Below are 13,593 nucleotides of genomic sequence, written 5' to 3' on the forward strand. Positions count from 1 at the left end.
TGCAAGCCGCGGCGGCCGGCGCGGTGAGGGCTGCCTAGAACCGATAGGAGGCGCGCACGCCATAGGTCCGAGGCGGCGCATAGTTGGTCGACACGATCCCGCCGACGCTTCCGTTATACTGCGCGAGAACCGGCACCGCCTCGTCGGTCAGGTTGCGGATATAGCCGCTGATCGACCAGCCCGGATCGACCGTTCCGAAGGTCGCGGTGAGATCAAAGGTGGTGGTCTCGCCGGAATTCTGCTGCGGCAGCTGATCGAAGCCGATGACGCGGTTGGAGCGGTAGAACATGTCGCCGGTCAGCACGAGCTGGTTCAAGCCGAGCGGAATGGTTTGCTGCACGCCCGCATTCACCGACCAGCGCGGGGCGTTGTAGCCCGGCCGGCCGTCGCACGACACCCGGTAGATCGGTCGACCGGCGGCGTTGGTCGTCTCCGTCGAGGGACAGCCGGTGACCTGCGGCAGCGTCGGCGTGACGCCCGGCGCGGGCGGCCCCGGCACCCGCGGCACGTCGAAGGTGAAGCTGTCGAGCACATTGTCGAGATATTGGACCGATCCGCGCAGCAGCGTGTTGGGCGTCACCAGCGCCTGGCCCTCGACCTCGACGCCCTTGATGTCGGACGCGCCGATATTCTCTGTGAACAGCGAGCTGTTGTTGTTCGCGTCGAGCCCAAAATGCGAGACCTGCTGGTTGGTGTAACGCCAGTAGAAGGCCTCAACGTTCAGCTGGACGCGGTTGTCGAGGAAGCGGTTCTTCACCCCGACCGTCGCGGCCTTGATGAACTCGGGCTCGAACGACTCCCGGCCGATGGTGTTGTTGAACCCACCGCCGCGATAGCCGGTCTCATAGCTCGCATAAAGCAATGACCGGGGGCCGAGGTCGTACTCGGCGGCGAGGCGATAGGTCAGCCGGTTGGTCGTCACCGTCCGGTTCAGCGCCAGCTCGGTATAGAAGATGCGGTTGCCGAAATTGCCGAACGGGACCGAGTTCTGCGGACCCGGCGCGGCCGGCACGGTGATCAAGCTGCGCAGTTCCACCAGGGTTTGGGCGGCCGGCAGGCTCGGACCGCCGAAACAGCCCGGTCCCGCCGGGGGCGGCGGACGGGTGCAGATCTGCACCACCGTCTGCGCCAGCGTGTTGAAATACTTCCGATCGCTCGTGTAGCGGGCACCGCCGATCAGGCGGAAGTCTTCGCTAACGTTGAACACCAACCGTCCGAACCCCGCGAGCGAGGTCGTGCCGGTGGTGTACTGCTGGTAGGGCGTGACCTGATACTGCGCGAAATTGTACTTCGCGCTGATATCCTCGTCATAATAGAAGCCGCCGATCAGCCAGTCGACGGGGCCGAGCGACTTGCCCTGAAGGCGCAGCTCGGAGCTGAACTGCCGGTCGTGTTCGTCCTGGCGGCCCTGATAGAAGCCGGGGCCGTTGAAGCGGATGTCGAGCTTCGAATCGCGATAGGCGGGGATGAACACGAAGTCGCCGATGCCCGTCTGCAATGTCACTTCGGCGTGTACGCCCCAGTAATCGTTGTTCAGGAACGGGTAGAGATACGGCGCCGGATTGATGAACGCGCCCGGGATGGTCAGCTTCGCCTGATAGGCCCGTTGCTGGGGCGTGTGAAACCCGCTGAACGGATCGAAGCCCGCGGGGACAAAGGTGTAATTGGCGATCGACGTTGCCGTCGCGGGTGAGCCGGGCGTGTAGTTGATCACGCCGTTGATCGAGGCGCCCGGACCGACGCCGCCCTGATGTGAATAATCGCCGGCGATGCGCACGGTGAGGTTGTCGGACAGGTCGGCCATGAGCTGCGCGCGCAGACCGTAACCCTTCTGATCGTTGGTGCCGTCGTCGCTATAGCCGTCGCCGTCGATCACCTTGCCCGACAGCCGGATCGCGGCCGCCGCGCCGATCGGCAGGTTGATCGCGGCTTCCCCGTCGAAGGTGTTGAAGCGCCCGTAACCGGCGCCGACGAACCCCGACACCTCGCCATAGCGCGGCTTGACGGGCACGACGTTGATCGCGCCGGCGGTCGCGTTGCGGCCATAGAGAATGCCCTGGGGACCCTTCAGCACCTCGATCCGCTCGAGGTCGTAGAAAGCCAGCGTCGTCGAGGTCGCGCGGCCGACATAGACATTGTCATAGTTGAACGCGATCGCCGGATCGGCGGCCGCGTTGACCGTGAAGTTGCCGACGCCGCGGACATAAAAGCTGTTGCTGGCGCCGCCCGCCTGGGTGACCGCAAGCGCCGGCACGGCGGTGTTGAGCGTCGCCACCGTGATTACGCCGGACCGGGTCAGTTCCTCGGCCGACACGACCTCGATCGCCAGACCGGCGCGCTGCACGTCCTCGGACTGACGCTGCGCGGTGACGATGATGTCGGCGAGGCCGGTGCCGGCGACTTCCTGGGCCGAGGCCGGCTCCTGCGCGGAGGCCGGTGTCGCGTCCTGCCTTGCGGTTTCGGGCGTCACGGCGGTCGCGGACTGCGCCCACGCGCCCGTCGGAAGCGCGAGCGCCGCCGTGCCCACCAAGAGTCGCTGCCACGCGCGGTGCCTGTTTGTCATCTGATCCCCTCCTCAACGTTCTTGTTTTCTAGGCTATAGTCGCATCAGGCCCCAACCGGGTCACCTTCGTCAACGACGGTGTTGGTGAGCGTGCCGAGCCTCGACACGCTGATCTCGATCCGGTCGCCGGCGGCGAGCCAAAGCGGCGGGTCGCGGCGCGCCCCGACCCCGCCAGGCGTTCCGGTCATGATCACGTCGCCCGGCGAGAGCGGCGTGAAGGCGGAGATATAGGCGATCACCGTTGCGAGCGGGAAGATCAGCTGCGCGAGCGTCGCCTGCTGCATGATCCGACCGTTGACCAGCGTCGTCAGTTCCATCGCGTCGAGCGAGCCGACCTCATCGGGGGTGACCAGCCAGGGGCCGAGCGCGCCCGTGCCGGGGAAATTCTTGCCTGGGGTAAACTGCGCGGTGTGCTTCTGCCAGTCGCGCACCGATGCGTCGTTGGCGATCGTGAAGCCCGCCACGTGGCTCATCGCGTCGGCTTCGGCGATCGCGCGTCCGCCGCGCCCAATCACGATCGCGACCTCGCCCTCGTAGTCGAGCTGCTCCGACGCACGCGGCCGGACGATTGGCGCGCCATGCGCCACCAGCGTATCGGCGAAGCGGGTGAAGATGGAAGGATGGCCGACCCGCTCGCGGCCCGTCTCGAGGCGATGCTCCTCGTAATTATGCCCGACGCAAAACACCTTGCCCGGGTTCGGCACCACCGGGCGCAGCGTCACCTCCGCGAGCGGCAGGGACTCCTCCAGCTGCAGCCGGTCCAGCCCCCCGGCGGCGATCGCGGCGGCGAGATCCGGCCACTCGCCGACACAAGGCGCGACCCGATCGTCGTCGAGCACCACGCCGTAACGCTCCCGACCCGCATGGTGGAACGAAGCGAGCCTCACGCGTCAGCCATCGCGGGCGCGAAGCGGAACCGGCGCTCGGCGGCGGTGAGCGCCGCCACGTCCTTGTCCGACAGGCCCCACTGGTCGATGCGGTTCGGTGGCCAGGTCCAGTCCTCGGGCGCACCGGTGCGGTAATGCTCGTCCACCTGCTCCACCGCGGTCGAGTATTCGACCACCGCCCCGAACGGCGCCACGAAATAGGCGAAGACGTTGGCGCCCGGACCATGACGCCCCGGCCCCCAGCTGGGCGCCGCATCGGCGTCGCGCATCCGCCCGATCCCGCGCATCACCGCATCGACATCGCGCATCTCGAAGGCGATGTGGTTGAGCGACGAGTAGCCGGCGCGGGCAAAGGCGATCGAATGGTGCGATCGGTTGCAGCGCACGAACACCATGCCGCGGGTCCGATCGGAAACGGTGAACCCCAGCACCTCCTCGCACACCGCCGCCGAGCGTTCCGCGTCGGCAGCGTTCACGACGACGTGGGTAAGCTTGACCGGCGCGTCATCGCCGCCGCCTGGGCTGACGCCTTCCGCCCCGGAGATGAAGCGGAACCGTTCGCCCTCCGGCAGCACCACCGTCGTCCCATCGCCGCCCCCAGGGTCGCGCACCGGCGTGCGCTCGACCGTCAGACCGGCATCGGCCGCGCGGCCAGCGATGGCCTCGATCCGGTCGGCGCCCGCGACGAAACTGATGCTGCGGACCGCGCGCGCGGTCGCCGGGTACAGCCCGACGAGATAGGGATAAGGCCCGCTTCCCCCCACAAAGCGGGCGTCGCCCGATGCACCGGCGGCCGTGGCGCCCCACGGAGACACCAGGAAACCGGCGCTCGCGACCGGGTCGGGAACGTCCAGCTCGATGCTGCGCAGGCTAATCGTCGCAGGGTCGTCGATCATTGACATGGCATATAACCGATCATGATCGCTTGCAAGCGCTTGCGATGGCTTTAAACGTTTCCGTTCGAAGCGGAGGAGAAGGCCCGACATGCAGTGGCGCAACAGCGACGAGCGGTATGGCGCCATTTCGGTCGCGCTGCACTGGAGCGGCGCAGGGGCGGTGTTGCTGATGCTGACCACGGCCACGCTGATGGCGCTGGCGCCGGGGCGCGAAGCCTATCTGCCGCTGGTCAAGCTGCACGCGTCGATCGGGATCACGATCGCGCTGCTGCTGGCGATCCGTATCGCCTGGCACTTCGCGGCGCGCCAGCCGCGTAAGCTGTCCGATCAACCTGCCCTCAACCGGCTGGCCCAGGTCGTCCATGCCGCGCTCTTGGTGCTGATCGGCTGTCAACTGGTCACGGGGCCGCTGGACATCTGGAGCGGCGGGTTCCCGTTCGGTTGGTTCGGCGTCGCGACCGTCCCCAATCCGGTTCCCGGCCTGTTCAAGGCGCAGCACGACGCCATCGGCACACTCCACGCCTGGACCGGCTGGACGATAGCGGGGCTGGTCGGCCTGCATCTCGCCGGCGTCGCCAAGCATCTGCTGATCGACCGCGACGGCACACTCCGGCGCATGCTCGGCCAATCGCCGACCGAAGCTCGACAAGGCCCGAGCCGCGGCTGAGGCAACCACGCTCAGCCGAGCGCCGCGCCGGGGATCCAGATGCCGTGGAAGCCTTCATGGACGCGGCACGGAAACTTGATCGTCGCGATCGGGCCGGCCGACAGGTTCCGGGCATCCAGGATGACGAAGTCGGTGCGGTTCTCCGCCCGGCGGCCGACCACCGTCATCAGCCAGCCGTCGCCCTCGGCGGCGTCGGGCGAGCGCGGCACGAAGATCGGCTCCTCCGGCGAGGAGTCCGGTCCGGCATAGAAGAAGTCGAGCGCGCCGGTCTCCGCATCGAAATGGCCGATGCAGGTGAAGGGCGGCCCCTTGGCGCCGAACGGCAGCATCGGGCCCAGCGCGGTGTTGGACGTGCCGAACCAGAAGTGCCGCGTCCGCTGCGTCATGAAGCGAAGGTCGATCATCGGCATCTCGCCGATGTGGTCGAACATCCTGGTCTGAACGATCGCGTCGTCCTCATTGGCCTCCAGGTCGATCGTCCAGCGCTGCGCGAAGGGCGGCTGCTCCTTGGCGGTCGGGTCGTTGATGTCGGGGAACTGCGACAGCCAGCCGGTCTGGGTGATGAAGTGCTCCAGGTTGAGCTTGGCGCCGTCTTCCCAGGCGTTGAAGGTGTGGGTCTCCATCACCGGCTTGGGCGCCTTGAACCAGCGCACATTGCCCGTCCCCCCCGGTGCTCGCGGCACCACGCCAACCATGGTGGGCAGCCGGTCGTCCCAGTGGAAAAAGGCCTCGCCCGCCTGCACACGGTCCCAGTCGCAGGTCATCGGGCAGATCGTGAAGATCGCGTAGTTGGGCGACAGCAGGAAGTCGTGGACCATCGACGGATAGGGCGCCTCGAACGACTCCGTCCGCGTCAGCGCGCCGCTGGCGTCGATATAGTAGAGCTCGATGATCCTGTCGGCGACGCCCTTGGTGAAATAGCCGTAGCTGACCATCTCGCCGGTCGCGGGATCGATCTTGGCGTGGGCGGTGAAGCTTTCGGACTGGAGCTTGCCGTCGTAGTCGTAGGTGCCGAGCGTCGCCAGGGTGGCGGGATCGATCAGCATCGGTTTCGCGGCTTCCTTGGTCGCCAGCAGCTTGCCGGCGTGGAAGATCACCGAGGTATTGGCGGTCGAGCGGTCCTTGCCCGCGACGCTGGGGTCGTCGGTGAAGGCGTTGCGATAGGCGCCGAACAGCGCCTTGCGCGCGGCGCGCTCCAGCCGCAGCTTCTCGGTCTGGACATAACGGGTCGACAGGTCGGCGCGGCCATCCTTGATACGCACCTTGTGCAGCATGCCGTCACCGTTGAGGAACAGGTCGCCGGCGAAGCGTGGCGGGAACGCGTGGTCCGCGCTGTTGCGGATATAGGCGCCGTCGAGCTCGGGCGGGATCGTGCCCACCACTTCCAGGTCATAGACGTCGCCTTCGATCCGGACCGGCGCGGCATAGCCCTTGAACACGGGCGTGTCAGGCCACTGGCCGTCATAGTCGAAGTGCGGGCGAGCCGTAGCTTCCGCCGCGATGTCGAGTGCCATGGCCGATTCTTCCTATCGAGTTGCCGAGGATACGGTCGCGCGTCCGGCATTCAGTCCTGCCGCGGCAAGTCCCGCCAGCGCCGCCGCTTCGTCATTGTCCGAGGTATCGCCGCTGATGCCGATCGCGCCGACCACCACCCCGCCCGCATCACGGATCAGCACGCCGCCGGCGACCGGTACGACGCCGCCGGGCGTCACGCTGGCGAGCGCCGCGTAAAAGGCTGGCGCCTTGCCCGCGCGCTCGGCGAGGGCGCGCCCATCCAGTCCCATTCCCAGACACGCCACCGCCTTGGTCCGCGCGATCGGGACGCGGTAAAAGCCTGCGCCGTCCGCACGGCCCAGCGCAAGCTCGTGACCGCCGGCGTCGAGCACGACGGCACATAGAGGCATCATCCCGGCGGCATGGCCATGCGCCACCGCCGCCTGCACGGCCCCGATCGCAGCTTCAAACGTCAGCATCACCCGCCCATGTAATATCCGGTCACGATCGGAAATAGCTACACACTGGGTGATGGTCAACCTCGGCGAGGCTTTGACCCTCGCGATCCATGCCTCTTATAGACGGGCGATGAGCGAGCGAATCCCGTCGCCGCGGCCGGCGAAGCCCGGCCGCCGCGCGCAGAACAAGGCGGACAAGCTGCGGCGCATCACCGATGCCGCGCATCGGCTGTTCGTGGAGAAGGGTTTCGACGGCACCACCATGCGCGACATCGCGACGGGCGCCGGTGTCGGCTTCGGGACACTCTTCGATTACGCGGCGAACAAGCGCGATCTGCTGTTCCTGACCTTCAATCCCAAGTTGGAAAGCGTGCTCGATGCCGGCCTGAGGGCGGTGAACATGGAGACCAACGTCGTCGATCGGCTGATGGCCTTGTTCAGCGGCTATTACGCACTCTACGGTCGGGAGCGCGACATGTCGCGGGCGGTGCTGCGCGAACTCAACTTCTTCAGCGAAGGCGCAGAAGCGCAGAAGTTCCTCGGCCATCGTGACCTGTTCATCGCCGCCGTGCAGGAACAGTTCGCGCATGGCATCGAGACCGGCGAGCTGCGCGCGATTCCGGTCGACGTCGCAGGCCGGGCGGTGTTCGCGCTATATGCCTGGGAGGTGCGCCGCTGGCTGGCGGCCGATCACCCATCGCTCGCGCGCGGACTGCTCGACCTGCGCACGCTGCTGGACACGGTGATCGAGGGGTTCCGCTCGCCGGGGTGAGCATTGCGGAACGCCCATCGCCGGTGTAGGCGATCAGGATCGCTTATGCACGGGGTGGGCATTGTCGTTCGACGTCGCGATTATCGGATGCGGGCCGGTCGGTGGCGTGGCGGCCAATCTGCTCGGCGCGCTCGGCCTTAGGACCGCAGTGATCGAGGCGCGGGCGACACCTTACCCGCTCCCGCGCGCCGTGCATCTCGACCATGAAATCATGCGTGTCCTGCAGGGTGCCGGGCTGGCCGAGCCGATGGGTGCCGTCATGCGCGCGGCGCAGGGGCATGTACATCTCGGCGCGGACGGCGATGTCATCCGCTACCTCGGCCATGCCGGCGGCGATGCCACGCCGCGACCGCATGGCTGGGCCAGCGACTATTTCTTCTACCAGCCGGAGTTGGAAACGCTGCTGCGCGACGGCCTGACGCGCTTCCCCCGGGTCGAAACGATCGCCGGCACCGTCACGGCGCTCGAACAGGATGACGGCGGCGTCCGCCTGTCCGTCGAAGGCGATGGCGGTCACCGGGAGGTGTCCGCGGCCTATGCGATCGCCTGTGACGGCGCATCGAGCGCCACGCGCAAGGCGCTGGGCATCGCGCTCGACGACTTGGGTTTCGACGAGCCCTGGCTGGTGGTCGACGCCGAAGTCGCGGGGCCCCTGCGCTTCCCGCCGATCCCCGGCTTGCCGCTAGGCGCCGATCTGCAGCAGCTGTCGGTGATGGTCTGCGATCCGCGCCGTCCCGCGACGGTGGTGCCGGGGCGTGGCAATCATCGTCGTTGGGAATTCATGCTGCTACCCGGCGAAACCGAGGAGCAGATGCGCGATCCCGCCGTCGCCGCCGCGCTGATCGCGCCATGGGTGGCGGGCCTCGAGCACCGCATCGTCCGGGCTGCGACCTATCGCTTCCACGCGCTGGTCGCCGATCGCTGGCAGGCGGGGCGCGTCTTCCTGGCGGGTGACGCCGCGCACCAGACGCCGCCCTTCTTCGGCCAGGGCATGTGCCACGGCGTCCGCGACGTCGCCAATCTCGCCTGGAAGCTGGCGCTGGTGGTCGACGGCCGCGCCCGCACCGCCCTGCTCGACGGCTACCAAGCCGAACGCGAGCCGCAGGTCCGCGCGGTGATCGCGGCCGCGATCGCCGCCGGCCGCTATATCTGCGAGCGCGATCCCGTCGCGGCGGCGGCGCGCGACCGGGGCTTGCGCGCGGCAGGCGCCGATCGCGCCGGCCGCACCGCCGCCGAGCTCGTGACGCCGCTGGCCGCCGGTGTCCGGATCGGCGATGCGCGCGCGGGTGAGCGGTTCGTCCAGCCGCGCGTGCGCACCGCCGGCGGCACGACGATGCTGCTCGACGACGCGGTCGGTGCCGGTGCGATCCTGCTCACCCGCGGCGTCATGCGGCTGCCGGAATCGTCGCGGTGGCGGTTCGACGCGCTCGAAGGCCGGATAGTGACGATCGGGGACGGTGGGCTGATCGACCAAGACGGTGGGCTCGGCGCCTGGTTCGACGCCGGCGGGGTCGATGCGGTGCTGCTGCGGCCCGACCGCTATGTGTTCGGGACCGCCCACGCGGGTGGCGAGGCAGCGTTGGTGGAGGACTGGGTCGATGCCATCGCGGGGACGAACGATGCTCCGCCGCCACCGGCGCGTGCGCCGATCCTGGCCGGGGAAGTGCTGGCATGACCGTTCAGCCATGTAGCCCGAGCCGGCCGATCCAGGTCGCCGCGCGCGGCCGCGAGCTGGTGGTCGACATCCATGCGCATCTCCATGTCGCCGCCGCGGTCGCGGTGGTCGGCCGCGAGAATGCCGGGCCACCGCCCGCGGTCGCGGACTTCTCCAGCCCCGCCAGCGACGCCGTCAACGCGCGGCAGTTCGCCGCCATCGCCGACGTCCTCGCCTCGGCGGAGGCGCGGCTGCCCGACATGGACCGGCTCGGCGTCGACGTGCAGGCGCTGTCGCCCAGTCCAGGGCAATTCTATTACCATCTCGACGCGGAGCTGGCCCGATCCGCGGCGCGGGTCATCAACGACGGCATTGCCGCCGAGGTCGCCAAGGCGCCGGATCGCTTCGTCGGAATGGGCACCGTGCCGCTGCAGAACGCAGGGATGGCGGTCGCCGAGCTGCGCCGCTGCGTCCGCGACCTCGATCTGCGCGGGGTGGAGATCAACGCCAATGTCGACGGCCGCGATCTCGACGACCCCACCTTGCGTCCCTTCTGGGCCGCGGCCGAAGAGCTCGGCACCCTGGTCTTCATCCACCCGCTCGGCTTCACCGAGGGCCGGCGTCTGCGGGATCATTACTTCAACAACCTGATCGGCAATCCGCTGGAGGCGACGCTGGCGATCGGGCACCTGATCTTCGGCGGTGTGCTCGATCGCCACCCGGGTTTGCGCATCTGCGTCGCGCATGGCGGCGGCTATCTGCCCGGCTATTGGGGCCGGATGGATCATGGCTGGCGCGCGCGCGAGGATTGCCGCGCGGGCTGTGAACATCCGCCGTCCAGCTATCTGCGCCGCCTGTGGCTCGACACCTTGGTGTTCGACCGCGATCAGCTCGACAGCCTGGTGCGCACCCACGGCGCCGACCGGCTGTGCCTGGGCAGCGATTATCCCTTCGACATGGCGGAGCCCGACCCGGTGGGTTTCCACCAGGGGCTCGACGAAAACGACCGCGCCAAGATCCTCGGGCTGAACGCGGCAGCCTTGCTCGGGCTGCACGTCGCCGGCGGCAGAGCATAGGATCGGAAGAGAGGGTGTCATGAAGATCGCAGCAATCCACCACGTCCGCTTCGAGGTCACCGACTTCGACCGGACCGAGGCCTTCGCCAAGGACTTCGGCCTGACCACGGTGCTGCGCGACGAGGCGCGGCTGTTGATGAAGACCGGCGGCGGCGACGCGTTCAGCTATGCCGCGACACTGGCGGAGCGGCCGCGCTTCGTCGGGCTGGCGCTGGAGACGGCGAGCGCGGACGACCTCGACGAGGCGGTGGCGCAACACGGCGCCACGCCGCGCCGCCGCCTCGACACGCCGGGCGGCGGCGAGGAGGTGGTGCTGACCGATCCCAACGGCTTCGAGGTCGCGCTGGTCCACGGCATCGCCACGGTGGAGCCGGCCGAGGGCGTTCCAGACCTCCGTCACAATTCGCCCGCGCTGCGCGTCCGCCACGGCGATCAGCAGCACCAGCGCGGCTTCGGCCCGCCGATGCTCTATCGGCTCGGCCATACCGGCCTGTTCGTCCGCAGCTTCGCCGAAAGCGCGGAATGGTACGGGCGCGTGCTCGGGCTGGTCGGCAGCGACATCTATCACGTGCCCCACGATCCGGAGCACAAGGTGGTCGGCTTCTTCCGCCTCGACCATGGCGACGAGTGGGTCGATCATCACACGGTGGCGCTGATGCAGCGTGAGCAGCCCGACTGCCACCATATCTCCTTCGAGGTGCAGGATTACGAGGCGCAGTTCATGGCGCACCGCTGGCTCAAATCGCGCGAGCACGAGGCGGTGTGGGGCGTCGGCCGGCATCCGCACGGCAGCCACATCTTCGACGTCTGGCGCGATCCCGACGGCTGGCGGTTCGAGACCTTCTCCGACACCGACCTGCTCAACGCGTCGCGCGATACCCGCATCCACAATCTGAAGGACGTGCAGATGGACATGTGGAGCTCGGACCCGCCCGACCGCTATTTCGCCTGATGGAGACCATGATGACCGAATTCGCGCCCGAGACCGGCCTGGCGACGGGCAGCTTCGGCTTCGGCACCTATCGCAGCCGTGGCGGCGCGTCGTTTCCCGGGCTTGTCATGCCGGACGGCGCGGTGTTCGACCTGTCGGACCGGTACCGCGACACTCATGCCATTCTGGACGACTGGGACCGCGCCCTCGACGCGATGGCGGACGTCGCGGCGCGCGGCGGGACTGCGCCGTACCGGTTCGCGGAGCTGGAGGCGTTGCCGCCGCTCGCCCATCCCAACCTTCTCTGCGCGGGCGCAAACTATCGGCAGCACGTCGCCGAGATGATGACCCACAACAAGTTCAACCAGCACAATCGGCATCCGGGCGAGAGCGACGAGGCGTTCTTCGCGCGCAACCTGGAGGAGGTGAAGGATCGCGCGCTGAACGGCATCCCGTACTTCTGGACCGGCCTGCATTCTTCGCTGGTCGGCGCCGACGCCGATCTGGTGAAGCCCTTGATCGGGGCGCAACTCGACTGGGAGCTGGAGTTCGGCGCGATCGTCGCGCGCGGCGACCGCTATGTCCGGCCGGAGGACGCGAACGACCTGGTCGCCGGCTATGTCATGGTCAACGACATCGGCACGGTGGACGAGTTCCGCCGCATCGACGTGCGCTGGGGCTTCGACTGGATTTCCAAGCACCAGCCGAGCTTCAAGCCGGCGGGTCCGTTCATCGTCCCCAAGCAGTTCGTGAAGCTGGACGAGGTCCGCATCCATCTCGCGGTCAACGGCGAGACCAAGCAGGACTGGCCGATCAGCGACATGATCTTCTCGGTGGAACAGCTGCTGTCCTATGCGTCGGAACGTGTGCGGCTGCTGCCGGGCGATCAACTGATCACCGGCTCGCCGCCGGGCAACGGCGCGCTGTTCGGGCAGTTCCTGGAGCCGGGCGACGTCATCGACAGCAGCATCACCTTCCTCGGCCGCCAGCGCAATCGCGTCGTGGCGGAGGAGACGGGCGGGCGCGTCCCCACCTTTGGCGCGTTCAAGACCGCCTGAGCCGATGCGCGTCCTGATCGTCGGCGGCGGCATGGCCGGGCTGAGTGCCGCGACCATGCTCGCGCGCGCCGGGCATGACGTGACCGTCGTCGAGGCGAGCGGCCGCGTCGAGGGCGCGGTGATCGCGATCACCAATCGCGCGGTCGAGGCGCTGGAGACGCTCGGCGTACTCGAAGCCTGCGCCGCGATCGGCTATGTGATCGAGGGCACCGCGTCGATCTTCAGCCGCGTCCATGACGGCCGCACCGGCGCGCCGCTGCCGATCCCCGAGCCGCCGCCGCGCGACGACGTGCGGCTGCCCGCCTCCATCAGCCTGTTGCGCCCCGCCTTCACGACGATCCTGGAACAGGCGGCGCGCGGCGCGGGCGCGGTCATCCGCGTCGGTCGGGCGGTGACCGGCTTCGACGACACCGGTGACGCGGTGGCCGTCACCTTCGACGACGGCACGATGGGGACCTATGATCTGGTGGTCGGCGCCGACGGCATCGGCTCGCAGCTGCGCGCGTCGCTTTTCCCTGACGCGCCGACACCCGCCTACACGGGCCATATGAGCTTCCGCTGGGTGCTGCCCGACGCGCCCGAGGGGCCGGCGGGACCCTATGTCCTGCCCGCTGACAACCGCATGGTCATGACGACGCGGCTGCCGGGCAACCTGCTCTATCTGTCCACCGGCGTCGACATGGCACGGCGGTTCGTCGGCGCGGACGAGACGCGCGCGCTGCTCCGCGCCGAATTGTCGCGCTACGCCGCGCCGCTGATGCAGGCGCTGGTGGGCCGCCTCGATGCGCAGGAGGAGGTGCTGATGCGCCCCTATGACTGGCATCTGTTGCCGCCGCCCTGGTACCGGGGCCGCGTCGTCCTGATCGGCGACGCCGCGCATGCGACGACCGCGCACCTGGCGTCCGGCGGCAGCCTGGCGATCGAGGACGGCGTGGTGCTGGGCGAGGAAGTCGCGCGCACGCCGGACCTGGCGGTCGCGCTCGCCGCCTATACGCAGCGCCGCTTCGATCGCGCGGCGATGGTGGTCAACGCCAGCGTCGAGCTGCTGCGCCTGCAACAGGCGCATGCCGACCCGGCCGCGAGCGCCCGGTTGCGCGCCCAGGCGGTCGAGGCGTTGCGGGAGCCGTATTGAGGGTG

General features: G+C 68.5%; 12 protein-coding genes. 7 read left to right on the top strand and 5 right to left on the bottom strand.

Translation table 11 applies throughout. The features are described from left to right. Positions 1–34 precede the first annotated feature (34 nt). Genes VFQ64_RS12685 through VFQ64_RS12695 form a run of 3 tightly spaced genes read right to left on the bottom strand, consistent with a single transcriptional unit; the run spans position 35 to position 4,346 of the window. On the bottom strand, positions 35–2,563 hold the full coding sequence (locus VFQ64_RS12685; RefSeq protein WP_325103701.1) for a TonB-dependent receptor: 2,529 nt from the start codon (positions 2,561–2,563) through the stop codon (positions 35–37). Positions 2,564–2,607: 44 nt separating this feature from the next. Continuing rightward, the gene (locus VFQ64_RS12690) at positions 2,608–3,450 is read right to left on the bottom strand and encodes a fumarylacetoacetate hydrolase family protein (RefSeq protein ID WP_325103702.1); all 843 of its coding nucleotides are present in this window, start codon (positions 3,448–3,450) and stop codon (positions 2,608–2,610) included. Next, a complete protein-coding gene (locus VFQ64_RS12695) occupies positions 3,447–4,346 on the bottom strand; it encodes a VOC family protein (protein WP_325103703.1) in 900 nt (299 codons plus the stop codon). Before VFQ64_RS12695 ends, VFQ64_RS12690 begins: the two co-directional genes overlap by 4 nt. 88 nt (positions 4,347–4,434) lie before the next feature. Between VFQ64_RS12695 and VFQ64_RS12700 the strand changes: the two genes are divergently transcribed. Next, a complete protein-coding gene (locus VFQ64_RS12700; protein WP_325103704.1) occupies positions 4,435–5,013 on the top strand; it encodes a cytochrome b in 579 nt (192 codons plus the stop codon). Positions 5,014–5,024: 11 nt separating this feature from the next. Here VFQ64_RS12700 and VFQ64_RS12705 read toward each other — a convergent pair whose 3' ends face one another. Beyond that, positions 5,025–6,527, bottom strand: a complete 1,503-nt coding sequence (locus tag VFQ64_RS12705; protein ID WP_325103705.1) for a carotenoid oxygenase family protein — start codon at positions 6,525–6,527, stop codon at positions 5,025–5,027. A gap of 12 nt (positions 6,528–6,539) precedes the next feature. After that, positions 6,540–6,986: a GlcG/HbpS family heme-binding protein gene (locus tag VFQ64_RS12710; RefSeq protein ID WP_325103706.1), complete on the bottom strand. Its 447-nt coding sequence runs from the start codon at positions 6,984–6,986 to the stop codon at positions 6,540–6,542. A 109-nt stretch (positions 6,987–7,095) separates the two neighbouring features. Here VFQ64_RS12710 and VFQ64_RS12715 point away from each other — a divergent pair, with 109 nt between their 5' ends. The 6 genes from VFQ64_RS12715 to VFQ64_RS12740 all read left to right on the top strand — a co-directional run bounded on the left by VFQ64_RS12715 (position 7,096) and on the right by VFQ64_RS12740 (position 13,588). Further along, entirely contained in the window at positions 7,096–7,737 is a 642-nt protein-coding gene (locus tag VFQ64_RS12715; RefSeq protein ID WP_325103707.1) for a TetR/AcrR family transcriptional regulator, read from the top strand. Between the two features lie 61 nt (positions 7,738–7,798). Beyond that, positions 7,799–9,412, top strand: a complete 1,614-nt coding sequence (locus tag VFQ64_RS12720) for a bifunctional 3-(3-hydroxy-phenyl)propionate/3-hydroxycinnamic acid hydroxylase (protein ID WP_325103708.1) — start codon at positions 7,799–7,801, stop codon at positions 9,410–9,412. After that, the gene (locus VFQ64_RS12725; protein ID WP_325103709.1) at positions 9,409–10,467 is read left to right on the top strand and encodes an amidohydrolase family protein; all 1,059 of its coding nucleotides are present in this window, start codon (positions 9,409–9,411) and stop codon (positions 10,465–10,467) included. Before VFQ64_RS12720 ends, VFQ64_RS12725 begins: the two co-directional genes overlap by 4 nt. Before the next feature lie 19 nt (positions 10,468–10,486). Continuing rightward, on the top strand, positions 10,487–11,419 hold the full coding sequence (locus VFQ64_RS12730; protein WP_325103710.1) for a VOC family protein: 933 nt from the start codon (positions 10,487–10,489) through the stop codon (positions 11,417–11,419). Positions 11,420–11,430: 11 nt separating this feature from the next. Further along, positions 11,431–12,456: a fumarylacetoacetate hydrolase family protein gene (locus VFQ64_RS12735; RefSeq protein ID WP_325103711.1), complete on the top strand. Its 1,026-nt coding sequence runs from the start codon at positions 11,431–11,433 to the stop codon at positions 12,454–12,456. Positions 12,457–12,460: 4 nt separating this feature from the next. Continuing rightward, positions 12,461–13,588: an FAD-dependent oxidoreductase gene (locus VFQ64_RS12740; RefSeq protein WP_325103712.1), complete on the top strand. Its 1,128-nt coding sequence runs from the start codon at positions 12,461–12,463 to the stop codon at positions 13,586–13,588. The last annotated feature ends 5 nt before the right edge of the window (positions 13,589–13,593 follow it).

Origin of the sequence: Sphingomonas sp., assembly GCF_035714405.1 — a bacterium.
GTDB lineage: Bacteria > Pseudomonadota > Alphaproteobacteria > Sphingomonadales > Sphingomonadaceae > Sphingomonas.

Excerpts from the sequence above, each read along its gene's own strand:
- VFQ64_RS12685 (WP_325103701.1), bottom strand. The coding sequence starts at position 2,563 with ATGACAAACAGGCACCGCGCGTGGCAGCGACTCTTGGTGGGCACGGCG.
- VFQ64_RS12700 (WP_325103704.1), top strand. The coding sequence starts at position 4,435 with ATGCAGTGGCGCAACAGCGACGAGCGGTATGGCGCCATTTCGGTCGCG.
- VFQ64_RS12705 (WP_325103705.1), bottom strand. The coding sequence starts at position 6,527 with ATGGCACTCGACATCGCGGCGGAAGCTACGGCTCGCCCGCACTTCGAC.
- VFQ64_RS12715 (WP_325103707.1), top strand. The coding sequence starts at position 7,096 with ATGAGCGAGCGAATCCCGTCGCCGCGGCCGGCGAAGCCCGGCCGCCGC.
- VFQ64_RS12725 (WP_325103709.1), top strand. The coding sequence starts at position 9,409 with ATGACCGTTCAGCCATGTAGCCCGAGCCGGCCGATCCAGGTCGCCGCG.
- VFQ64_RS12710 (WP_325103706.1), bottom strand. The coding sequence starts at position 6,986 with ATGCTGACGTTTGAAGCTGCGATCGGGGCCGTGCAGGCGGCGGTGGCG.
- VFQ64_RS12740 (WP_325103712.1), top strand. The coding sequence starts at position 12,461 with ATGCGCGTCCTGATCGTCGGCGGCGGCATGGCCGGGCTGAGTGCCGCG.
- VFQ64_RS12730 (WP_325103710.1), top strand. The coding sequence starts at position 10,487 with ATGAAGATCGCAGCAATCCACCACGTCCGCTTCGAGGTCACCGACTTC.
- VFQ64_RS12735 (WP_325103711.1), top strand. The coding sequence starts at position 11,431 with ATGACCGAATTCGCGCCCGAGACCGGCCTGGCGACGGGCAGCTTCGGC.
- VFQ64_RS12695 (WP_325103703.1), bottom strand. The coding sequence starts at position 4,346 with ATGATCGACGACCCTGCGACGATTAGCCTGCGCAGCATCGAGCTGGAC.